This is a genomic window from Pseudomonas sp. B21-036, from assembly GCF_024748925.1.
Taxonomy (GTDB): Bacteria; Pseudomonadota; Gammaproteobacteria; order Pseudomonadales; family Pseudomonadaceae; genus Aquipseudomonas; species Aquipseudomonas palmensis.
Window position 1 is genome coordinate 5,099,570 of sequence record NZ_CP087178.1, and the last position, 21,882, is coordinate 5,121,451.

General features: G+C 56.5%; 15 protein-coding genes, 6 tRNA genes and 3 rRNA genes. 2 read left to right on the forward strand and 22 right to left on the reverse strand.

Features of this window, described 5'->3' with window-relative positions:
* Positions 1 to 9 precede the first annotated feature (9 nt).
* The 21 genes from rpoB to tyrS all read right to left on the reverse strand — a co-directional run bounded on the left by rpoB (position 10) and on the right by tyrS (position 18,685).
* Entirely contained in the window at positions 10 to 4,083 is a 4,074-nt protein-coding gene (gene rpoB, locus LOY33_RS23280) for a DNA-directed RNA polymerase subunit beta (RefSeq protein ID WP_043861935.1), read from the reverse strand.
* A gap of 219 nt (positions 4,084 to 4,302) precedes the next feature.
* Entirely contained in the window at positions 4,303 to 4,668 is a 366-nt protein-coding gene (rplL, locus tag LOY33_RS23285; protein ID WP_043861936.1) for a 50S ribosomal protein L7/L12, read from the reverse strand.
* A gap of 78 nt (positions 4,669 to 4,746) precedes the next feature.
* Positions 4,747 to 5,247: a 50S ribosomal protein L10 gene (gene rplJ, locus LOY33_RS23290; protein WP_043861937.1), complete on the reverse strand. Its 501-nt coding sequence runs from the start codon at positions 5,245 to 5,247 to the stop codon at positions 4,747 to 4,749.
* A 200-nt stretch (positions 5,248 to 5,447) separates the two neighbouring features.
* Entirely contained in the window at positions 5,448 to 6,143 is a 696-nt protein-coding gene (rplA, locus tag LOY33_RS23295) for a 50S ribosomal protein L1 (protein WP_043861938.1), read from the reverse strand.
* Positions 6,143 to 6,574 carry a 50S ribosomal protein L11 gene (gene rplK, locus LOY33_RS23300; protein ID WP_028944937.1) on the reverse strand — a complete coding sequence of 144 codons (432 nt, stop codon included), beginning with the start codon at positions 6,572 to 6,574 and terminating at the stop codon, positions 6,143 to 6,145. The genes rplA and rplK overlap by 1 nt, the downstream gene beginning before the upstream one ends.
* A 119-nt stretch (positions 6,575 to 6,693) precedes the next feature.
* Positions 6,694 to 7,227 (reverse strand): transcription termination/antitermination protein NusG, encoded by a 534-nt coding sequence (gene nusG, locus LOY33_RS23305; RefSeq protein WP_043861939.1) that lies wholly within the window; start codon positions 7,225 to 7,227, stop codon positions 6,694 to 6,696.
* Positions 7,228 to 7,236: 9 nt separating this feature from the next.
* Entirely contained in the window at positions 7,237 to 7,605 is a 369-nt protein-coding gene (secE, locus tag LOY33_RS23310; RefSeq protein ID WP_043861940.1) for a preprotein translocase subunit SecE, read from the reverse strand.
* Positions 7,606 to 7,650: 45 nt separating this feature from the next.
* A tRNA-Trp gene (locus LOY33_RS23315) sits at positions 7,651 to 7,726 on the reverse strand.
* A gap of 53 nt (positions 7,727 to 7,779) precedes the next feature.
* Positions 7,780 to 8,973 carry an elongation factor Tu gene (tuf, locus tag LOY33_RS23320; protein WP_100634181.1) on the reverse strand — a complete coding sequence of 398 codons (1,194 nt, stop codon included), beginning with the start codon at positions 8,971 to 8,973 and terminating at the stop codon, positions 7,780 to 7,782.
* 85 nt (positions 8,974 to 9,058) lie between these two features.
* Positions 9,059 to 9,134 (reverse strand) — tRNA-Thr (locus tag LOY33_RS23325).
* A gap of 26 nt (positions 9,135 to 9,160) precedes the next feature.
* Positions 9,161 to 9,234, reverse strand: a tRNA-Gly gene (locus tag LOY33_RS23330).
* Positions 9,235 to 9,257: 23 nt separating this feature from the next.
* Positions 9,258 to 9,342: transfer RNA gene (locus tag LOY33_RS23335), tRNA-Tyr, on the reverse strand.
* 143 nt (positions 9,343 to 9,485) lie between these two features.
* Positions 9,486 to 9,908 (reverse strand): hypothetical protein, encoded by a 423-nt coding sequence (locus LOY33_RS23340; RefSeq protein WP_043861942.1) that lies wholly within the window; start codon positions 9,906 to 9,908, stop codon positions 9,486 to 9,488.
* A gap of 7 nt (positions 9,909 to 9,915) precedes the next feature.
* A complete protein-coding gene (locus tag LOY33_RS23345; protein ID WP_043861943.1) occupies positions 9,916 to 10,662 on the reverse strand; it encodes a pantothenate kinase in 747 nt (248 codons plus the stop codon).
* The gene (gene birA, locus LOY33_RS23350) at positions 10,652 to 11,611 is read right to left on the reverse strand and encodes a bifunctional biotin--[acetyl-CoA-carboxylase] ligase/biotin operon repressor BirA (RefSeq protein ID WP_043861944.1); all 960 of its coding nucleotides are present in this window, start codon (positions 11,609 to 11,611) and stop codon (positions 10,652 to 10,654) included. The genes LOY33_RS23345 and birA overlap by 11 nt, the downstream gene beginning before the upstream one ends.
* Before the next feature lie 167 nt (positions 11,612 to 11,778).
* A 5S ribosomal RNA gene (gene rrf / locus LOY33_RS23355) occupies positions 11,779 to 11,894 on the reverse strand.
* Between the two features lie 138 nt (positions 11,895 to 12,032).
* Positions 12,033 to 14,922, reverse strand: a 23S ribosomal RNA gene (locus tag LOY33_RS23360).
* Between the two features lie 224 nt (positions 14,923 to 15,146).
* Positions 15,147 to 15,222 (reverse strand) — tRNA-Ala (locus LOY33_RS23365).
* A gap of 7 nt (positions 15,223 to 15,229) precedes the next feature.
* Positions 15,230 to 15,306, reverse strand: a tRNA-Ile gene (locus tag LOY33_RS23370).
* A gap of 84 nt (positions 15,307 to 15,390) precedes the next feature.
* Positions 15,391 to 16,927 (reverse strand): 16S ribosomal RNA (locus LOY33_RS23375).
* Together the 16S, 23S and 5S rRNA genes with 2 tRNA genes alongside form the textbook arrangement of a ribosomal RNA operon.
* Before the next feature lie 558 nt (positions 16,928 to 17,485).
* Positions 17,486 to 18,685, reverse strand: coding sequence for a tyrosine--tRNA ligase (gene tyrS, locus LOY33_RS23380; RefSeq protein ID WP_054915947.1), 1,200 nt, complete (start codon positions 18,683 to 18,685; stop codon positions 17,486 to 17,488).
* Positions 18,686 to 18,895: 210 nt separating this feature from the next.
* Between tyrS and LOY33_RS23385 the strand changes: the two genes are divergently transcribed.
* Entirely contained in the window at positions 18,896 to 20,308 is a 1,413-nt protein-coding gene (locus tag LOY33_RS23385; RefSeq protein WP_043859836.1) for a peptidoglycan DD-metalloendopeptidase family protein, read from the forward strand.
* Positions 20,309 to 20,311: 3 nt separating this feature from the next.
* Positions 20,312 to 21,403, forward strand: a complete 1,092-nt coding sequence (locus LOY33_RS23390; RefSeq protein WP_258660230.1) for an anhydro-N-acetylmuramic acid kinase — start codon at positions 20,312 to 20,314, stop codon at positions 21,401 to 21,403.
* 55 nt (positions 21,404 to 21,458) lie between these two features.
* On the opposite strand, the gene erpA is transcribed toward LOY33_RS23390, so the two are convergent.
* Positions 21,459 to 21,809 carry an iron-sulfur cluster insertion protein ErpA gene (gene erpA / locus LOY33_RS23395; protein ID WP_043859834.1) on the reverse strand — a complete coding sequence of 117 codons (351 nt, stop codon included), beginning with the start codon at positions 21,807 to 21,809 and terminating at the stop codon, positions 21,459 to 21,461.
* Between the last annotated feature and the right edge of the window lie 73 nt (positions 21,810 to 21,882).

Below are 21,882 nucleotides of genomic sequence, written 5' to 3' on the forward strand. Positions count from 1 at the left end.
CGTCACGTGTTATTCGGTTTCCAGATCGATATCGATACCGAGCGAACGAATCTCTTTGATCAACACGTTGAAGGACTCGGGCATGCCCGGCTCCATACGGTGATCGCCGTCCACGATGTTCTTGTACATCTTGGTCCGACCGTTCACATCGTCCGACTTCACTGTGAGCATTTCTTGCAGGGTGTATGCCGCGCCGTATGCTTCCAGCGCCCACACTTCCATCTCCCCGAAACGCTGACCACCGAACTGCGCCTTACCACCCAGCGGCTGCTGGGTAACCAGGCTGTAAGAACCAGTGGAACGCGCGTGCATCTTGTCGTCCACCAAGTGGTTCAGCTTGAGCATGTACATGTAACCAACGGTCACTGGACGCTCGAACTTGTTGCCGGTACGACCGTCGAACAGCTGCATCTGACCGCTTTCCGGCATGTCTGCCAGTTTCAGCATGGCCTTGATTTCGCTTTCCTTGGCACCGTCGAAGACTGGAGTGGCCATTGGCACACCGCCTTTGAGGTTCTTCGCCAGGTCGAGGATTTCCTGGTCGGAGAAGTCTTCCAGGCTTTCCTGACGACCACCGATCTCGTTGTAGATCTCGGTGAGGAACTTGCGCAGCTCGATGACCTTGCGCTGCTCTTCGAGCATGCGGTTGATCTTCTCGCCCAGGCCCTTGGCCGCCAGGCCCAGGTGGGTTTCGAGGATCTGACCGACGTTCATACGCGAAGGTACACCCAACGGGTTGAGTACCACGTCCACCGGCGTACCGTTGGCGTCGTGCGGCATGTCTTCGACCGGCATGATCACGGAGACCACACCCTTGTTACCGTGACGACCGGCCATCTTGTCGCCCGGCTGGATGCGACGACGGATTGCCAGGTAGACCTTGACGATCTTCAGTACGCCCGGTGCCAGGTCATCGCCCTGCTGCAGCTTGCGCTTCTTGTCTTCGAACTTGTCGTCCAGCAGACGGCGACGATCAACGATGTAGGCCTGGGCCTTCTCGAGTTGCTCGTTCAGCGCGTCTTCGGCCATGCGCAGTTTGAACCACTGGCCGTGCTCCAGACCGTCCAGCACTTCGTTGGAGATGACCGAACCTTTCTTCAGGCCGGCACCACCTTCGACGACCTGACCGTTCAGGGCGCTGCGCAGACGTTCGAAGGTTGCGCCTTCAACGATGCGGAACTCTTCGTTCAGGTCCTTGCGGATCTCGTCCAGCTGCATCTTCTCGATGGACAGCGCACGGCTGTCGCGCTCGACGCCATCGCGAGTGAAGACCTGTACGTCGATGACAGTACCCTTGGTGCCGGTCGGCACACGCAGGGAGGTGTCTTTGACGTCGCTGGCCTTCTCGCCGAAGATCGCACGCAGCAGTTTTTCTTCTGGCGTCAGCTGGGTCTCGCCTTTTGGCGTGACCTTGCCGACCAGAATGTCGCCAGCGCCGACTTCAGCACCCACGTAGACGATACCGGCTTCGTCCAGCTTGTTCAGCGCAGCCTCACCCACGTTCGGGATGTCCGCGGTGATTTCCTCTGGGCCAAGCTTGGTGTCACGGGCCACACAGGTCAGTTCCTGGATGTGGATCGTGGTGAAGCGATCTTCCTGAACCACACGCTCGGACAGGCAGATGGAGTCTTCGAAGTTGAAGCCGTTCCACGCCATGAACGCGATGCGCATGTTCTGACCCAGAGCCAGCTCACCCATGTCGGTGGACGGGCCGTCGGCCATGATGTCGCTACGCTGAACCACATCACCCTTGCTCACCAGCGGACGCTGGTTGATGCAGGTGTTCTGGTTCGAGCGGGTGTACTTGGTCAGGTTGTAGATATCGACACCAGCTTCGCCGGTTTCAACTTCGTCATCTGCAACACGCACCACGATACGGCTGGCGTCGACGGAATCGATCACACCGCCACGACGAGCCACGACGCAAACGCCGGAGTCACGCGCAACGTTGCGCTCCATGCCGGTACCTACCAGCGGTTTGTCGGCGCGCAGAGTCGGTACAGCCTGACGCTGCATGTTCGAACCCATCAACGCACGGTTGGCGTCGTCGTGCTCGAGGAACGGAATCAACGATGCGGCAACAGAAACTACCTGCTTTGGCGAAACGTCCATCAGGGTGACGTCTTCCGGCGCCTTGACGGTGAATTCGTTCAGGTGACGGACCGCTACCAGTTCGTCGATCAGTTGCTTCTTCGCGTCCATCGTGGCCGAAGCCTGTGCGATGACGTGATCAGCTTCTTCGATCGCCGACAGGAACACGATGTCGTCGGTAACCACACCCTCTTTCACCACGCGGTACGGGCTCTCAAGGAAGCCGTACTGGTTGGTGCGGGCATAGGCCGCCAGGGAGTTGATCAGACCGATGTTCGGACCTTCAGGGGTCTCGATCGGGCACACGCGGCCGTAGTGGGTCGGGTGTACGTCACGGACTTCGAAGCCTGCGCGCTCACGGGTCAGACCACCAGGGCCGAGTGCCGAGACACGACGCTTGTGGGTGATCTCGGACAGCGGGTTGTTCTGGTCCATGAACTGGGACAGCTGGCTCGAACCGAAGAACTCCTTCACCGCCGCCGCTACCGGCTTGGCGTTGATCAGGTCTTGCGGCATCAGGCCTTCGCTTTCAGCCATGGACAGACGCTCTTTGACCGCGCGCTCTACACGCACCAGGCCAACGCGGAACTGGTTCTCGGCCATTTCGCCGACACAGCGCACGCGACGGTTACCCAGGTGGTCGATGTCGTCGACGATGCCTTTGCCGTTACGGATGTCGACCAGGGTCTTGAGGACCTCGACGATATCTTCCTTGCTCAGCACGCCCGAACCTTCGATCTCGGTACGACCGATACGACGGTTGAACTTCATGCGACCAACAGCCGACAGGTCGTAACGCTCGGCGCTGAAGAACAGGTTGTTGAACAGGGTCTCTGCGGCATCCTTGGTTGGCGGCTCGCCAGGACGCATCATGCGATAGATCTCGACCAGCGCTTCCAGTTGGTTGCTGGTGGAGTCGATCTTCAGGGTATCCGAGATGAACGGACCGCAGTCGATGTCGTTGGTGTACAGGGTCTCGATGCGAACGACCTGAGCCTTGGCGATCTTCACCAGTGCTTCGGTGGTCAGCTCGGTGTTGCATTCGGCCAGGATTTCACCGGTAGCCGGGTGCACGATCGCCTTGGCGGTGGTGCGGCCCAGAACGTATTCCAGCGGCACGTCCAGGGATTTGACACCAGCCTTTTCCAGCTGGTTGATGTGGCGAGCGGTAATACGACGACCCTGCTCGACAATCACCTTGCCGCTGTCGTCATGGATGTCCATGACCGCGATTTCACCACGCAGGCGTTGTGGCACCAGTTCCAGGCTGAGCTTTTCGCCCGCCACGTGGAATACGTTGGTGGTGTAGAACGCGTTCAGCACTTCTTCGGTGGTGTAGCCCAGCGCGCGCAGCAGTACGGAAGCCGGCAGCTTGCGACGACGGTCGATACGGACGAATACACAGTCTTTCGGATCGAATTCGAAGTCCAGCCACGAGCCGCGGTAAGGAATGATCCGCGCCGAGTACAGCAGCTTGCCCGAGCTGTGCGTCTTGCCACGGTCGTGGTCGAAGAACACGCCTGGCGAGCGGTGCAGCTGGGAAACGATAACACGCTCGGTACCGTTGATTACGAAGGTACCGTTTTCAGTCATCAGGGGGATTTCACCCATGTAGACTTCTTGCTCTTTGATGTCCTTGATCGCTTTGTTCGACGATTCTTTGTCGAAAATGATCAGGCGGACTTTCACGCGCAGCGGTACCGCGTAGGTTACCCCGCGCAGTACGCATTCTTTGACATCAAAGGCCGGTTCGCCCAGACGATAGCCAACGTACTCCAGGGCAGCATTGCCGGAGTAGCTGATGATCGGGAAAACCGATTTGAAGGCCGCATGCAGGCCCACGTCGCGGAACTGATCTTTAGTCGCTCCCGCCTGCAAGAATTCACGATACGAATCCAGCTGGATGGCCAGGAGGTAAGGCACATCCATGACGTCCGGCAACTTGCTAAAGTCCTTGCGGATACGTTTTTTCTCAGTGTATGAGTAAGCCATCAGCGTTCCCCAGCTTGGTCACCTGCTTGTTTGGCTCCTCCCGACGGGAGCAGCCAGAAAATCGTGCAAACCCCATGGTTTGCGCCACCGTCATCGGTGGTTACCGCTCGTCATCGGCGCCGACCTGATCGGCTGCCAATAACGGAAAAAGGCCGGTGGCAAAAGCCACCAGCCATCAGCCTTTCGCTTGTCGCTCGGGCTGGAGACGCACAGTCGAAATTACTTCAGTTCGACGGTAGCGCCTGCTGCTTCCAGGTCAGCCTTGGCTTTGTCAGCGGCTTCTTTCGAAACGCCTTCAGCAACGACTTGAGGAGCGGTATCAACCTTTTCCTTGGCTTCTTTCAGGCCCAGGCCGGTCAGTTCACGAACAGCCTTGATCACGTTTACTTTCTTGTCGCCAGCGGCAACCAGAACAACGTTGAACTCGGTTTGTTCTTCAACAACGGCAGCGGCAGCAGCTGGGCCAGCAGCGGCAACAGCAGCGGTAACGCCGAAGGTTTCTTCCATTGCTTTGATCAGCTCAACAACTTCCAGAACGGTTTTCTGGCCGATTGCTTCGATGATTTGCTCGTTAGTCAGAGACATGACTTAAATCCTGTATTGGGGTGACAGCCTACGCAGCCATCAAATTAAACGTATGATTTCGAAAGGGCTTGCGGTGCCTTAGGCAGCAGCAGCTTCTTTCTGGTCGCGAACGGCTGCCAGAGTACGAGCCAGCTTGCTGGTCGCGCCTTGGATCACGCTCATCAGCTTCGCAATGGCCTCGTCGCGGGTCGGCAGGGAAGCCAACACGTCGATCTGGTTTGCGGCAAGGAACTTGCCGTCGAACGCAGCTGCCTTGATCTCGAACTTGCTCTGACCCTTGGCGAACTCAGCGAACAGACGAGCAGCAGCGCCCGGGTGTTCGTTGGAGAACGCGATCAGGGTAGGGCCGGTGAACACGTCGTTGAGGACACTGAATTCAGTGTCGGCAACAGCGCGCTTGAGCAGGGTGTTACGTACAACACGTACGTAAACGCCAGCTTCACGAGCCTCTTTACGGAGTCCGGTCATTGCGCCTACAGTCACACCACGGGCATCAGCCACGACAGCGGACAGAGCGACTTTGGCAGCCTCGTTGACTTCAGCGACGATGGCCTTCTTGTCTTCGAGTTTAATTGCCACGGGTAAAACTCCTGCTTGTTACCGTTTCATCCAGCCGAAGCCGAATGTCGTTTTGGTGTCTGACTCGGTAAGGAATCAGGGGCACCATCTGCGTAGGCTTGAGGTTTAAGGCTTGCGCCGCCTACGGTCTTGGATAGCCCCCGCCAGGCAGGGACCCCAATTTTTGCTGACGGGCGCAATTGCTCGCGCCCATCGCGGTCTTACGCGTTCAGGGAACCTTGATCGATTACCAGACCTGGGCCCATGGTGGTGCTCAGGGTAACGCGCTTGACGTAGATACCTTTCGAGGAAGCTGGCTTGATACGCTTCAGATCAGCGATCAGGGCTTCAACGTTTTCCTTCAGCTTGACGGCTTCAAAGCCGATCTTGCCAACGGAAGTGTGGATGATGCCGTTTTTGTCGGTACGGTAGCGAACCTGACCAGCCTTGGCGTTTTTGACCGCGGTGGCTACGTCTGGAGTTACGGTGCCAACTTTAGGGTTAGGCATCAGGCCGCGAGGACCCAGAACCTGACCCAGCTGACCTACAACACGCATTGCGTCCGGGGAGGCAATAACGACGTCATAGTTCAGGTCGCCGCCTTTCATTTCGGCAGCCAGATCGTCCATGCCTACACGGTCAGCGCCGGCAGCCAGAGCGGCTTCGGCAGCTGGACCCTGGGTGAACACGGCAACACGTACGGTCTTGCCAGTGCCGTGTGGCAGCACGGTAGCGCTACGAACGACCTGGTCGGATTTACGTGGGTCAACGCCCAGGTTAACGGCTACGTCGAAGGACTCGCTGAACTTCACGGTAGACAGTTCGGCCAGCAGCACTGCTGCTTCTTCGAAGTTGTAGACTTTGCCCGCTTCGATTTTCGAAGCGATAGCCTTTTGGCGCTTGGTCAGCTTAGCCATTACACACCCTCCACGTTGAGGCCCATGCTGCGAGCGGAACCGGCGATGGTACGCACGGCCGCTTCCATGTCAGCAGCGGTCAGATCAGCATTTTTGGTTTTTGCGATCTCTTCCAGCTGAGCACGGGTCACAGTACCGACTTTGACGGTGTTCGGACGCGCAGAACCGCTGGTCAGGCCAGCTGCTTTCTTCAGCAGAACCGAAGCAGGGGTGCTTTTGGTTTCGAAAGTGAAGCTACGGTCACTGTATACAGTGATGATCACAGGAGTCGGCAGGCCGGCTTCTTGACCCTGGGTACGGGCGTTGAAGGCCTTGCAGAATTCCATGATGTTCACACCGTGTTGACCCAGTGCTGGGCCGACGGGTGGACTTGGGTTGGCCTGGCCGGCCTTTACTTGCAGCTTGATGTAAGCCTGAATCTTCTTAGCCATGAGCTACTCCAATATCGGGTACAAGCGCCAGAAGGCTCCCCGGATTACTTGCGTTTTATCCCAGTGACGACAAAACCCCGCAGCACATAGGGCTGCGGGGTATGGGATGCGTCGTTCTGCTAGACCTTTTCGACCTGGCTGAACTCAAGCTCCACCGGAGTAGAGCGACCGAAGATGAGCACCGCTACCTGGAGCCGGCTCTTCTCGTAGTTAACCTCTTCGACCGTGCCGTTGAAATCAGCAAACGGACCATCTACAACACGAACCACTTCACCTGGCTCGAACAGCGTTTTCGGCTTCGGCTTGTCGCTGCCATCGGCAACGCGACGCAGAATGGCCTCGGCTTCTTTATCGGTGATGGGTGCAGGCTTGTCTGCGGTACCACCAATGAAGCCCATGACACGAGGGGTGTCCTTGACCAAGTGCCAAGTCCCTTCGTTCATGTCCATCTGAACCAGCACGTAGCCCGGGAAGAACTTACGCTCGCTTTTGCGCTTCTGGCCATTGCGCATTTCAACCACTTCTTCAGTGGGGACCAGAATCTCGCCGAAGCCATCTTCCATGCCAGCCAGCTTTACGCGCTCGATGAGCGAGCGCATCACATGCTTCTCGTAACCCGAGTAAGCATGCACAACATACCAACGCTTAGCCACAGGACACCCTTAGCCAACAATCAAGGAAATCAACCAGCCGAGCAGGGAATCGAGCCCCCACAACAGCAGCGCCATGACCAGGACAACAGCCACCACAATAAGGGTGGTCTGCATGGTCTCTTGGCGGGTTGGCCATACGACTTTACGAATCTCGGTGCGAGCTTCCTTTGCCAGCGCAAAGAACGACCTGCCCTTTGCAGTCTGCAAGGCAACAAAGCCAGCAACAGCAGCAAGAGCGAGGAGTGCAATAACGCGATACAGAATCGGCGAAGCGGAGTAATATTGATTTCCGACCACGCCTACCACCACCAAAGCGACAACAGCCAGCCACTTGAGCAGATCAAAACGAGAGTCTTGGGCTTCAGACTTGGGAGTCATCTAGGAGGATCCTGTGAAAAGAAAGCCAGACACACAAGGTGAATCTGGCAGGTCAGGAGGGAATCGAACCCCCAACCTACGGTTTTGGAGACCGTCGCTCTGCCAATTGAGCTACTGACCTAAAAGCTTATCAGGCCGACCATTATGCCGGCCTGATCGAGAGAAATCAACTACTTATTCAATAACCTTTGCTACTACACCCGCACCGACGGTACGACCGCCCTCACGGATAGCGAAGCGCAGACCGTCTTCCATCGCGATGGTCTTGATCAGAGTGACAGTCATCTGGATGTTGTCACCTGGCATTACCATTTCAACGCCTTCTGGCAGCTCGCAGTTACCAGTCACGTCAGTAGTACGGAAGTAGAACTGTGGACGGTAGCCTTTGAAGAACGGAGTGTGACGGCCGCCTTCTTCCTTGCTCAGAACATAGACTTCTGCGGTGAACTTGGTGTGCGGCTTGACCGAACCTGGCTTGACCAGAACCTGGCCACGCTCAACGTCGTCACGCTTGGTGCCGCGCAGCAGCACGCCGCAGTTCTCGCCAGCACGACCTTCGTCCAGCAGCTTGCGGAACATCTCAACACCGGTGCAGGTGGTGGTGGTGGTGTCACGCAGACCAACGATTTCCAGGGCGTCTTGAACGCGGACGATGCCACGCTCGATACGACCGGTAACAACGGTACCACGACCCGAGATCGAGAATACGTCTTCGATTGGCATCAGGAACGGCTTGTCGATAGCGCGCTCAGGCTCTGGAATGTAGCTATCCAGGGTTTCGACCAGACGCTTGACAGCGGTGGTGCCCATTTCGTTATCGTCTTTGCCTTCCAGCGCCATACGAGCCGAACCAATGATGATCGGGGTATCGTCGCCTGGGAAATCATAGGTGGACAGCAGATCGCGAACTTCCATCTCGACCAGCTCCAGCAGCTCAGCGTCGTCTACCAGGTCAGCCTTGTTCAGGAAGACCACGATGTACGGAACGCCAACCTGACGGGACAGCAGGATGTGCTCACGGGTTTGCGGCATCGGACCATCAGCGGCCGAGCAAACCAGGATAGCGCCATCCATCTGAGCAGCACCGGTAATCATGTTTTTTACATAGTCGGCGTGACCCGGGCAGTCAACGTGCGCATAGTGACGAATGTTCGAGTCATACTCGACGTGCGCAGTATTGATGGTGATGCCACGTGCTTTTTCTTCCGGGGCGCTGTCGATCTTGTCGAAGTCAACCTTGGCAGAACCGAAAACCTCGGAGCAAACGCGAGTCAGCGCGGCGGTCAACGTCGTCTTACCATGGTCAACGTGACCAATGGTGCCGACGTTCACGTGCGGCTTGTTACGTTCGAACTTTTCCTTAGCCATCGAGACTGTCCCCCGGTAGAAGTAATAAGCAGATCAAACCGACCATTAAAACAAAGGCAGATATTTTCATATCTGCCTTGTCATATGGAGCTCTTGAGCGGATTTGAACCGCTGACCTCACCCTTACCAAGGGTGTGCTCTACCAACTGAGCTACAAGAGCGTAACACTGTGCAACAACAGCAAACCTGGAGCGGGTAGCGGGAATCGAACCCGCATCATCAGCTTGGAAGGCTGAGGTTCTACCACTAAACTATACCCGCGGAGCTTGCAGCTCTCGCTAAACTGGTGGAGGGAGAAGGATTCGAACCTTCGAAGTCGTAGACGTCAGATTTACAGTCTGATCCCTTTGGCCGCTCGGGAACCCCTCCAATGTGGCCGGCATTTTCTACTCTTGCCGCCCTGCTGTCAAGCTTTTTCTCATTAAAATCTTGAGGTTAGCTACTTTGACAACTGCTTCACTGCGTTACCACCTAGTGGTCATCGCTGTGGAGCGGGCGCCATTCTATGCAAACTATTCGATAGTTGCAACGCCTTCGCACAACATTATTTTATCTTTTAAGTCTTTGAAATCATGGGAAAGTCCGGCGAGCACCGTTGCGTCCAGCAAGCGACGGCTTTCAGGCGCTATCTGCAGCCACCACCCCTGACTGTCGGGCAGCCTCCCCACTACCTTGCGCGCCCGGATATCCAGGCTGATCAGACGCTGACGAAGGCTATTCAGTAGCTCGGGGCTAGCCAATGCCCCAAGGTAGAGACACTCATCGTCCTTCTGCGATGGCGCCTCGCGAGACTCGCTGAGTAGACGAATACCCTGCTGACTTCCCTTGTAGAGCGACAGCGATGTCACCTCTTTCGCCCTCAACGGTGCCTCCTGCTGGTGCCAGACGTAGTAGACGACATTGAGGACCAGCAATAACAGAAACAACCAGCGCATACACACCTCACTCCAGCGGACAGGCCATCGCCAGGCCTACGAACACCAGGTCGGGAACGATTCGGGCTTGCGGTACCACCTGGTGCAACAGGCCTGCGTCGCCACCGGTAATGAACAGGGTAAAATCCTCACCCCACAATGAGCGCGCCTGCTCGAGCTGAGTCAACACAAATCCATGCAGCATGAGCGTACAGCCGCGCTCTACCGCCTCGACGGTAGAGCGCCCAGGCTGCAGACTCGACAATGCACGCTCGGCGGACTCGTCGTCATAGCGGATACGCCGGGTATGGGTACGCAATTGATTGCGCATCAATGGCATCCCAGGGCAGATGAAACCTCCCAGGTGTTCCCCCTGCGCCGATACGAAATCCGATGTGACAGCAGTCCCCAGATCGATGACCACGCATGCCCTTCTGGCCAGATGGTACCCGCCAAGCAAAGCCAGCCACCGATCGAGCCCAAGACGCTCGTAATCGTCATAGCCATTGGTAACCCCGGCCAATGCAGTTGCCGAGCGCGCGCGCACTATCGACAGCCCGAACGCCTTCACCAGGGCATCACCAAGATGATCGGTCTCTTCTTCTGTACGCACACTGACCAGGCGGCAACGGGCCGGGGTATCGCCCGCAAGCGCCTCAACAGCCTCGATCAGCGCCTGGTTAGTATCGACGATGCCGCCGCCAACAACCGATGCGTCGGTGCGGATAACCCGCCACTTGATAAAACTGTTACCGCAATCGAGCTCAAGAATCATCGCGTAACCTCAAACTGAGCTCACCACCACTAAAGCTCTTCTCAACACCTTCGACCTGAAGACGCAGCGCGCCCTGACGATCGATACCGAGCACAACGCCGTCGACCCTGGTGACGCCGGCTATCAACGATACTGCACACCCCTGCCACAGGTGCCCTTGCTCCCACTCCGCCTGCAAGTCGGTAAAACCCGACTGACGATGTCGCTCCAGGTAAACCTGCAGATTCTCATTGAGCAGCGCAACCAGCTGGTTGCGATCAACCTGCTGCCCTGTCTCGAGCCGGACGGATGTCCATGCCTGATCGACCTCGCTGTTGGTCTGCATATTCACGTTCACGCCAATACCCAGCACCACATGACAGACATCAGCGGGATCCCCCACAAGCTCAAGAAGAATACCTGCGATCTTGCGACCGTTGGCCAGCACATCATTTGGCCACTTCAAGCCCGCAGCATTCACTCCGACGGACTGAAGGGTACGCATGACCGCCAAACCCACCACAAGGCTCAGGCCTTCCAGTTGCCGCATGCCACCGTCGATACGCAGCACTAGGCTGTAATAGAGATTCTGCGCAAAGGGGCTTGACCAGTTTCTGCCACGGCGACCGCGCCCTGCGCTCTGATGCTCAGCCAGAACCAGAAAGGGTGCCTGGCGACCGGCACTGATCGCGCGCAACGCTTCGGCATTTGTCGAGTCAATCTCTTCATGGATGTGCATTGGCCAGAGCCGGCCTGTACCGGCACTCTCGATGGCGCTGACATCCAACAGCGACAAGGGCGCAGCCAATCTGTAGCCCCGCCCTCGCACCTTGTACACCGGCAGACTCAATTCAGCCTCGAGATGCTGCAATTGCTTCCACACGGCGCTGCGGCTGATGCCCAGGGCAGCACCCAAGGCCTCGCCGGAATGGAATCGACCATCCTTGAGGAGTTTCAACAACTTCAGCATGCCAATCTCGACTCACAATGAGGCACGCATGATAGCTATGCGCTGAAGGATTGCATACCTGTTGTAGGACGCGTCCTTACGGAGAAATAGCTGCGTGATCGCAGCTTTTTCAGCCCACAAAAACAAAACCCCTACCTGCAGATGCAGATAGGGGTTTCGGAATTTAATCTTGACGATGACCTACTCTCACATGGGGAAACCCCACACTACCATCGGCGATGCATCGTTTCACTACTGAGTTCGGGATGGGATCAGGTGGTTCCAATGCTCTATGGTCGTCAAGAAATTCTGTTGCCAGAAGGTCTTGTTCAGACACTCCAGCGAATCGGGTATGTGATGTTCGTGAGGTACAAATCTTCGGCTTACTGTGTCTTCACAACACCGCAATCTGGTCGTTCGACGCAAATTGCTTGGGTGTTATATGGTCAAGCCTCACGGGCAATTAGTATTGGTTAGCTCAACGCCTCACAGCGCTTACACACCCAACCTATCAACGTCGTAGTCTTCGACGGCCCTTCAGGGAGCTCAAGGCTCCAGTGAGATCTCATCTTGAGGCAAGTTTCCCGCTTAGATGCTTTCAGCGGTTATCTCTTCCGAACATAGCTACCCGGCAATGCCACTGGCGTGACAACCGGAACACCAGAGGTTCGTCCACTCCGGTCCTCTCGTACTAGGAGCAGCCCCTCTCAAATCTCAAACGTCCACGGCAGATAGGGACCGAACTGTCTCACGACGTTCTAAACCCAGCTCGCGTACCACTTTAAATGGCGAACAGCCATACCCTTGGGACCGGCTTCAGCCCCAGGATGTGATGAGCCGACATCGAGGTGCCAAACACCGCCGTCGATATGAACTCTTGGGCGGTATCAGCCTGTTATCCCCGGAGTACCTTTTATCCGTTGAGCGATGGCCCTTCCATACAGAACCACCGGATCACTAAGACCTACTTTCGTACCTGCTCGACGTGTCTGTCTCGCAGTCAAGCGCGCTTTTGCCTTTATACTCTACGACCGATTTCCGACCGGTCTGAGCGCACCTTCGTACTCCTCCGTTACTCTTTAGGAGGAGACCGCCCCAGTCAAACTACCCACCATACACTGTCCTCGATCCGGATAACGGACCTGAGTTAGAACCTCAAAGTTGCCAGGGTGGTATTTCAAGGATGGCTCCACGCAGACTGGCGTCCACGCTTCAAAGCCTCCCACCTATCCTACACAAGCAAATTCAAAGTCCAGTGCAAAGCTATAGTAAAGGTTCACGGGGTCTTTCCGTCTAGCCGCGGATACACTGCATCTTCACAGCGATTTCAATTTCACTGAGTCTCGGGTGGAGACAGCGCCGCCATCGTTACGCCATTCGTGCAGGTCGGAACTTACCCGACAAGGAATTTCGCTACCTTAGGACCGTTATAGTTACGGCCGCCGTTTACCGGGGCTTCGATCAAGAGCTTCGCGTTAGCTAACCCCATCAATTAACCTTCCGGCACCGGGCAGGCGTCACACCCTATACGTCCACTTTCGTGTTTGCAGAGTGCTGTGTTTTTAATAAACAGTCGCAGCGGCCTGGTATCTTCGACCGGCATGAGCTTACGGAGCAAGTCCTTCACCCTCACCGGCGCACCTTCTCCCGAAGTTACGGTGCCATTTTGCCTAGTTCCTTCACCCGAGTTCTCTCAAGCGCCTTGGTATTCTCTACCCAACCACCTGTGTCGGTTTGGGGTACGGTTCCTGGTTACCTGAAGCTTAGAAGCTTTTCTTGGAAGCATGGCATCAACCACTTCGTCGCCTAATGGCAACTCGTCATCAGCTCTCGGCCTTAAGATCCCGGATTTACCTAAGATCTCAGCCTACCACCTTAAACTTGGACAACCAACGCCAAGCTGGCCTAGCCTTCTCCGTCCCTCCATCGCAATAACCAGAAGTACAGGAATATTAACCTGTTTTCCATCGACTACGCTTTTCAGCCTCGCCTTAGGGACCGACTAACCCTGCGTCGATTAACGTTGCGCAGGAAACCTTGGTCTTTCGGCGTGGGAGTTTTTCACTCCCATTGTCGTTACTCATGTCAGCATTCGCACTTCTGATACCTCCAGCAAGCTTCTCAACTCACCTTCACAGGCTTACAGAACGCTCCTCTACCGCATCACCTAAGTGATACCCGTAGCTTCGGTGTATGGTTTGAGCCCCGTTACATCTTCCGCGCAGGCCGACTCGACTAGTGAGCTATTACGCTTTCTTTAAAGGGTGGCTGCTTCTAAGCCAACCTCCTAGCTGTCTAAGCCTTCCCACATCGTTTCCCACTTAACCATAACTTTGGGACCTTAGCTGACGGTCTGGGTTGTTTCCCTTTTCACGACGGACGTTAGCACCCGCCGTGTGTCTCCCATGCTCGGCACTTGTAGGTATTCGGAGTTTGCATCGGTTTGGTAAGTCGGGATGACCCCCTAGCCGAAACAGTGCTCTACCCCCTACAGTGATACATGAGGCGCTACCTAAATAGCTTTCGAGGAGAACCAGCTATCTCCGAGCTTGATTAGCCTTTCACTCCGATCCACAGGTCATCCGCTAACTTTTCAACGGTAGTCGGTTCGGTCCTCCAGTCAGTGTTACCTAACCTTCAACCTGCCCATGGATAGATCGCCCGGTTTCGGGTCTATACCCAGCGACTAAACGCCCTATTAAGACTCGCTTTCGCTACGCCTCCCCTATTCGGTTAAGCTCGCCACTGAATATAAGTCGCTGACCCATTATACAAAAGGTACGCAGTCACCTAACAAGTAGGCTCCCACTGCTTGTACGCATACGGTTTCAGGATCTATTTCACTCCCCTCTCCGGGGTTCTTTTCGCCTTTCCCTCACGGTACTGGTTCACTATCGGTCAGTCAGTAGTATTTAGCCTTGGAGGATGGTCCCCCCATATTCAGACAAAGTTTCTCGTGCTCCGTCCTACTCGATTTCATGACTAAGAGATTTTCGCGTACAGGGCTATCACCCACTATGGCCGCACTTTCCAGAGCGTTCCGCTAATCTCAAAGCCACTTAAGGGCTAGTCCCCGTTCGCTCGCCACTACTAAGGGAATCTCGGTTGATTTCTTTTCCTCAGGGTACTTAGATGTTTCAGTTCCCCTGGTTCGCCTCTTGCACCTATGTATTCAGTACAAGATACCTGACTTATGCCAGGTGGGTTCCCCCATTCAGAGATCTCCGGATCAAAGTCTGTTTGCCGACTCCCCGAAGCTTATCGCAGGCTACCACGTCTTTCATCGCCTCTGACTGCCAAGGCATCCACCGTATGCGCTTCTTCACTTGACCATATAACCCCAAGCAATCTGGTTATACTGTGAAGACAACATTCGCCGAAAACTTGTAATTACTCACAAATTTTACCTTAGCCTGAACACACACCAGTGAAAGTGCTGTCCAGTCTATCTTTCTATCACATACCCAAATTTTTAAAGAACGATTCTGATAAAGTTCAGAAATCAATATTCGATGCGAATATTCATTTCTAAGCTTTGACAAACTAGCAAGCGGGGTGGTGGAGCCAAGCGGGATCGAACCGCTGACCTCCTGCGTGCAAGGCAGGCGCTCTCCCAGCTGAGCTATGGCCCCAGCAAATTGGTGGGTCTGGGCAGATTCGAACTGCCGACCTCACCCTTATCAGGGGTGCGCTCTAACCAACTGAGCTACAGACCCAATCGAAGGTTGCTAACCTAATCGTCTTCTTCAATGAATCAAGCAATTCGTGTGGGAGCTTATGAGACAGCTGATGTCGTCGATTAAGGAGGTGATCCAGCCGCAGGTTCCCCTACGGCTACCTTGTTACGACTTCACCCCAGTCATGAATCACACCGTGGTAACCGTCCTCCCGAAGGTTAGACTAGCTACTTCTGGTGCAACCCACTCCCATGGTGTGACGGGCGGTGTGTACAAGGCCCGGGAACGTATTCACCGCGACATTCTGATTCGCGATTACTAGCGATTCCGACTTCACGCAGTCGAGTTGCAGACTGCGATCCGGACTACGATCGGTTTTGTGAGATTAGCTCCACCTCGCGGCTTGGCGACCCTCTGTACCGACCATTGTAGCACGTGTGTAGCCCAGGCCGTAAGGGCCATGATGACTTGACGTCATCCCCACCTTCCTCCGGTTTGTCACCGGCAGTCTCCTTAGAGTGCCCACCATAACGTGCTGGTAACTAAGGACAAGGGTTGCGCTCGTTACGGGACTTAACCCAACATCTCACGACACGAGCTGACGACAGCCATGCAGCACCTGTCTCAATGTTCCCGAAGGCACCAATCCATCTCTGGAAAGTTCATTGGATGTCAAGGCCTGGTAAGGTTCTTCGCGTTGCTTCGAATTAAACCACATGCTCCACCGCTTGTGCGGGCCCCCGTCAATTCATTTGAGTTTTAACCTTGCGGCCGTACTCCCCAGGCGGTCAACTTAATGCGTTAGCTGCGCCACTAAAATCTCAAGGATTCCAACGGCTAGTTGACATCGTTTACGGCGTGGACTACCAGGGTATCTAATCCTGTTTGCTCCCCACGCTTTCGCACCTCAGTGTCAGTATGAGCCCAGGTGGTCGCCTTCGCCACTGGTGTTCCTTCCTATATCTACGCATTTCACCGCTACACAGGAAATTCCACCACCCTCTGCCCTACTCTAGCTCGCCAGTTTTGGATGCAGTTCCCAGGTTGAGCCCGGGGATTTCACATCCAACTTAACGAACCACCTACGCGCGCTTTACGCCCAGTAATTCCGATTAACGCTTGCACCCTCTGTATTACCGCGGCTGCTGGCACAGAGTTAGCCGGTGCTTATTCTGTCGGTAACGTCAAAACAGCAAGGTATTCGCTTACTGCCCTTCCTCCCAACTTAAAGTGCTTTACAATCCGAAGACCTTCTTCACACACGCGGCATGGCTGGATCAGGCTTTCGCCCATTGTCCAATATTCCCCACTGCTGCCTCCCGTAGGAGTCTGGACCGTGTCTCAGTTCCAGTGTGACTGATCATCCTCTCAGACCAGTTACGGATCGTAGCCTTGGTGAGCCATTACCTCACCAACTAGCTAATCCGACCTAGGCTCATCTGATAGCGCAAGGCCCGAAGGTCCCCTGCTTTCTCCCGTAGGACGTATGCGGTATTAGCGTTCCTTTCGAAACGTTGTCCCCCACTACCAGGCAGATTCCTAGGTATTACTCACCCGTCCGCCGCTGAATCGAAGAGCAAGCTCCTCTCATCCGCTCGACTTGCATGTGTTAGGCCTGCCGCCAGCGTTCAATCTGAGCCATGATCAAACTCTTCAGTTCAATACTGCTTGGGTTTTGAGAAAACCCTAAACTTGGCTCAGCATTCTCAAATGACTTACTTTCAAATCTTTCGATTTTCGTGCAGTCACTTGTGATGCTGATAATCTTTCTGACTATCAGTCTGAGCTCACAAGCACCCACACGAATTGCTTGATTCAATTGTTAAAGAGCGGTTGGTCAAGAACTTTTCGTCTCAACCGAGGCGCGCATTCTACGCTTTCCTCAGAGTCTGTCAAGCGTTTATTTTGAAGTTTTTCGTTTCACTTCAAACACTTGACTCGCCTCGATCTCTCGTAGCGGGATGCGAATTCTACAGCGTTACAACCTGCTGTCAACCACCTTTTTCACCGCTGCCGATCTTTCGATCGAAGCACCTCCAGCCTGACCTGAAACGTCCAACTCGTTGATATTCAAGGAGTTTTTCGTTCCGACTGCGCCGGAAGTGGGGCGAATTATAGAGAGATTAAATCGTGCGTCAAGGGCTAATTTGAAACTTTCGCAAAACAAAGCAAACCAGCCCTTCTCTATATAGGAAGGGCGGCTTACGCCGCCCTCTCTTTATTCAGCCTTCAGACTGATACGTGCAAACGCCTTCTTGCCCGCCTGACACACATGGGTGGAGCCCAGCTCGAAGACGAAGCCACGATCAACGACCTCACCATCGACCTTCACGCTTCCTGCCGCCAGCAGATCACGGGCTGCCGCCGAGTTCTTGACCAGGCCCGCCTTGTTCAGCACAGCAGAAATCGGCATGGCCTCGGCAGCCAGCACGTCGATCTGCGGCAGGTCCTCCGGCAGCTCGCCATCCTTCATGCGATTACCCGCTGCGCGGTGGGCATTGGCCGCAGCCTCCTCACCATGGAAGCGTGCCACGATCTCTTCAGCCAGCTTGATCTTGATATCCCGCGGGTTGGCACCAGCAGCCACTTCAGCACGGAACCCATCGATCTCTTCCATGGAGCGAAAGCTCAGCAGCTCGAAGTAACGCCACATCAACGTATCAGGGATCGACACCAGCTTGCTGTACATCACCCCTGGTGCTTCCTGGATACCTACATAGTTACCCAGCGACTTGGACATCTTCTTCACGCCATCCAGCCCTTCTAGCAATGGCATGGTGACGATGTTCTGCGCCTCCTGGCCGTAGCCACGCTGCAGCTCGCGCCCCATCAGGAGGTTGAACTTCTGGTCGGTACCGCCCAGCTCGACATCGGCCTTCAGCGCCACCGAGTCATAGCCCTGCACAAGCGGATAGAGGAACTCGTGAATCGCGATCGGCTGGTTGCTGGTATAGCGCTTGTCGAAGTCGTCGCGCTCGAGCATGCGCGCCACAGTGTACTGTGAAGCCAGGCGAATGAAGTCGGCCGGGGTCAGCGCGTCCATCCAGGTAGAGTTGAACGCAACCTCGGTCTTGGCCGGATCAAGAATCTTGAACACCTGCTGCTTGTAGGTCTCGGCGTTCTCCAGCACCTGCTCGCGGGTCAGCGGCGGGCGCGTGGCGCTCTTGCCGCTCGGGTCACCGATCATGCCGGTGAAGTCGCCGATCAGGAAGATCACCTGATGCCCCAGTTCCTGGAACTGGCGCAGCTTGTTAATAAGGACGGTGTGCCCCAGGTGCAGATCCGGCGCAGTCGGGTCGAAACCCGCCTTGATCCGCAGCGGTTGCCCGCGCTTGAGCTTCTCGACCAGTTCGGCCTCGACCAGTACCTCTTCCGCACCACGCTTGATCAGCGCTAGCTGCTCTTCAACCGACTTCATAACAGACCCGCAAGGCTCAGATTCAAAGGGCCCCAACCATACAAGATCAGCCATCAAATACAAGTTTTTGCCCCGGATGTGACCGCACACCCGACTGATGACGTCTGCGCGCTTGCGCTGAAGGGGATTTGGTTATATTTTATACAGTTATTTCATCTTCATCATGTCATTCATCTTTTCCAATCCATCTTTTTCAAAGTCAATCTACCTATGACCAACGAACCGACTAAAGCGCCTCCGCTTTATCCGAAGAGCCACCTGTTGGCCGCCAGCGGTATCGCCGCCCTGCTCAGCCTGGCCTTGCTGGTGTTCCCCTCCAGCGAGGTCGAAGCCAAGAAAACCACCCTTAACCTCGAGCTGGAATCCCCTGCCGAGCAGCTGAAGCAACAGGAAACCACCCAGGCCGACGTCCGCGAAGAAACCACCGCCTCGCCGTTCGCCCAGATTGACACTGCCCCCGCGCCCACCGAAGAAACCGCCAAGACCGAACCCACCCCAACTGCCGAACCCGCCAAGGATCCAAGCCACCGCGAAGTCACCGTGGCCCGTGGCGACACCCTGTCGACACTGTTCGCCAAGGTCGGCCTGCCGGCCAATGTGGTGCACGAGGTGCTTGCCAGCAACAAGCAGGCCAAGCAATTCAGCCAGCTCAAGCATGGCCAGGTACTGGAAATCGAACTGGACAAGGACGGCCAACTGGCCAGCCTGCACAGCAAGGTCAGCGATCTCGAGACCATCCGCCTGACCAAGGGCGACAAGGGCTATGCCTTCAACCGTGAAATCACCAAGCCTGTGGTTCGCTCGGCCTACGTGCACGGCGTCATCAAGAGTTCGCTGTCGGCTTCCGCGCAGCGTGCCGGCCTGAACCATTCGCTGACCATGGACATGGCCCGCATCTTCGGCTACGACATCGACTTCGCCCAGGACATCCGCCAGGGTGACGAATTCGACGTGATCTACGAACAGAAAGTGGTCAATGGCAAGGTGGTCGGCAACGGCAACATCCTGTCGGCACGCTTCACCAACCGCGGCAAGAGCTTCACTGCGGTGCGCTATACCAACAAGCAGGGCAACACCAGCTACTACACCGCCGACGGCAATAGCATGCGCAAGGCGTTCATTCGTACCCCGGTGGACTTCGCCCGCATCAGCTCGCGCTTCTCGGCAGGTCGCAAGCACCCTATCCTGAACAAGATCCGCGCCCACAAGGGCGTCGACTATGCAGCGCCGCGCGGCACGCCGATCAAGGCCGCCGGTGACGGCAAGGTACTGCTGGCCGGTCGTCGTGGAGGCTACGGCAACACCGTGATCATCAAGCACGGCAATACCTACCAGACCCTGTACGGGCACATGCAGGGCTTCGCCAAGGGCATCAAGACCGGCGGCACGGTCAAGCAGGGCCAGGTGATCGGCTACATCGGCACCACGGGGCTGTCCACCGGGCCGCACCTGCACTACGAGTTCCAGGTCAATGGCGTGCACGTCGACCCGCTCGGACAGAAGCTGCCAATGGCCGATCCGATCGCCAAGGCTGAACGCCAGCGCTTCCTGCAGCAAAGCCAGCCGCTGATGGCGCGCATGGAACAAGAGAAGGCCACCATGCTGGCCTCGGCCAAGCGCTAAGCCATGGCCCTGTATCTGGGAGTGATGTCCGGCACCAGCCTCGATGGCCTGGACATCGCCTTGATCAGACAGGAGCAGCGTCTCACGCTGCTCGCCACCCATTACATTCCGATGCCCCAGGCGCTGCGCGACGACTTGCTCGCGCTGTGCGCCAGCGGCCCCGACGAAATTGCCCGCGCCGCCCTGGCCGAGGCTGCCTGGGTGAGACTGGCCGCCGAGGGCATTCAGCAATTGCTGGCCGAACAGCACCTGCAGCCTGCAGATATCCGCGCTATTGGCAGCCACGGACAGACCATTCGCCACGAGCCTGCCCAGGGCTTCACCGTGCAGATCGGAAACCCGGCGCTGCTGGCAGAGCTGACCGGGATTACAGTGGTCAGCGATTTTCGCCGCCGCGACGTGGCTGCCGGCGGCCAGGGGGCCCCCTTGGTGCCGGCCTTTCACGAAGCGCTGTTCGACAATCAGGGCGAGCGCCTGGCAGTACTCAACGTCGGCGGCTTCAGCAACCTGAGCCTGATCGAGACCGGCAAGCCGGTCAGCGGCTTCGACTGTGGCCCGGGCAACGTACTGCTGGATGCCTGGATCAACGAAAAACTAGGTCACGGCTATGATGCCGACGGCGCCTGGGCGGCCACAGGCCACGTCATCCCCGGGCTGCTCGCCAGCCTGCTCAGCGATCCGTTCTTTGCCGGCACCGGTCCCAAGAGTACCGGCCGCGAGGTGTTCAACCTGACATGGCTGCGCAAGCACCTGGCCGGCCAGCCCCCCGGCAGCGATGCCGACGTGCAGGCCACCCTGCTCGAACTTACCGCCCATAGCATCGTCAGCTCGCTGCAGGCGGCGCAGACAGCCACCCAGGCGCTGCTGGTCTGTGGCGGCGGCGCCCACAACGGCACACTGATGAAGCGTCTGGCCTGCCTGCTGCCCAACGCCCGGGTCAGCAGCACTGCCATCAACGGCGTCGATCCAGACTGGGTGGAAGCCATGGCCTTCGCCTGGCTGGCACACTGCTGCCTGGAGGGCATCGCCGCCAACCGCCCCAGTGTTACTGGCGCCAAGGGCCTGCGCGTTCTGGGCGCGATCTACCCCGCCTGAACGCACACAGCAAAACGCCGCGCAGAGGCGCGGCGTCAGCAGTACTGCCTGTAACTCAGATCGAGAACGAAGAGCCGCAACCGCAGGTGGTGGTGGCGTTCGGGTTCTTGATGACGAAACGCGAACCTTCCAGACCTTCCTGGTAGTCCACTTCCGCGCCCGCCAGGTACTGGAAGCTCATCGGGTCGACCACCAGGGCAACACCCTCGCGCTCGACGATGGTGTCGTCTTCAGCCACATCTTCGTCGAAGGTGAAGCCGTACTGGAAGCCCGAGCAACCGCCACCGGTCACGAACACGCGCAATTTGAGGCGATCATTGCCCTCTTCATCGACCAGGGTCTTCACCTTGTGCGCGGCACCCTGCGTGAATTGCAAAATCGTGGGGGTGAAGGATTCGACGCTCATGCTGACTTTCTCCCGGCGCTGTTGCCGCCTTAATGCGTGATGACGCGCATTATCCGCTTCTCCGAGAAAATCG

Bases quoted from the DNA above. Each gene is read 5' to 3' on its own strand.
- LOY33_RS23340 (WP_043861942.1), bottom strand. From the start codon at position 9,908: ATGCGCTGGTTGTTTCTGTTATTGCTGGTCCTCAATGTCGTCTACTAC.
- LOY33_RS23385 (WP_043859836.1), top strand. From the start codon at position 18,896: ATGACCAACGAACCGACTAAAGCGCCTCCGCTTTATCCGAAGAGCCAC.
- rplK (WP_028944937.1), bottom strand. From the start codon at position 6,574: ATGGCTAAGAAGATTCAGGCTTACATCAAGCTGCAAGTAAAGGCCGGC.
- rplA (WP_043861938.1), bottom strand. From the start codon at position 6,143: ATGGCTAAGCTGACCAAGCGCCAAAAGGCTATCGCTTCGAAAATCGAA.
- tyrS (WP_054915947.1), bottom strand. From the start codon at position 18,685: ATGAAGTCGGTTGAAGAGCAGCTAGCGCTGATCAAGCGTGGTGCGGAA.
- rpoB (WP_043861935.1), bottom strand. From the start codon at position 4,083: ATGGCTTACTCATACACTGAGAAAAAACGTATCCGCAAGGACTTTAGC.
- LOY33_RS23390 (WP_258660230.1), top strand. From the start codon at position 20,312: ATGGCCCTGTATCTGGGAGTGATGTCCGGCACCAGCCTCGATGGCCTG.
- LOY33_RS23345 (WP_043861943.1), bottom strand. From the start codon at position 10,662: ATGATTCTTGAGCTCGATTGCGGTAACAGTTTTATCAAGTGGCGGGTT.
- secE (WP_043861940.1), bottom strand. From the start codon at position 7,605: ATGACTCCCAAGTCTGAAGCCCAAGACTCTCGTTTTGATCTGCTCAAG.
- birA (WP_043861944.1), bottom strand. From the start codon at position 11,611: ATGCTGAAGTTGTTGAAACTCCTCAAGGATGGTCGATTCCATTCCGGC.
- rplL (WP_043861936.1), bottom strand. From the start codon at position 4,668: ATGTCTCTGACTAACGAGCAAATCATCGAAGCAATCGGCCAGAAAACC.
- tuf (WP_100634181.1), bottom strand. From the start codon at position 8,973: ATGGCTAAGGAAAAGTTCGAACGTAACAAGCCGCACGTGAACGTCGGC.
- erpA (WP_043859834.1), bottom strand. From the start codon at position 21,809: ATGAGCGTCGAATCCTTCACCCCCACGATTTTGCAATTCACGCAGGGT.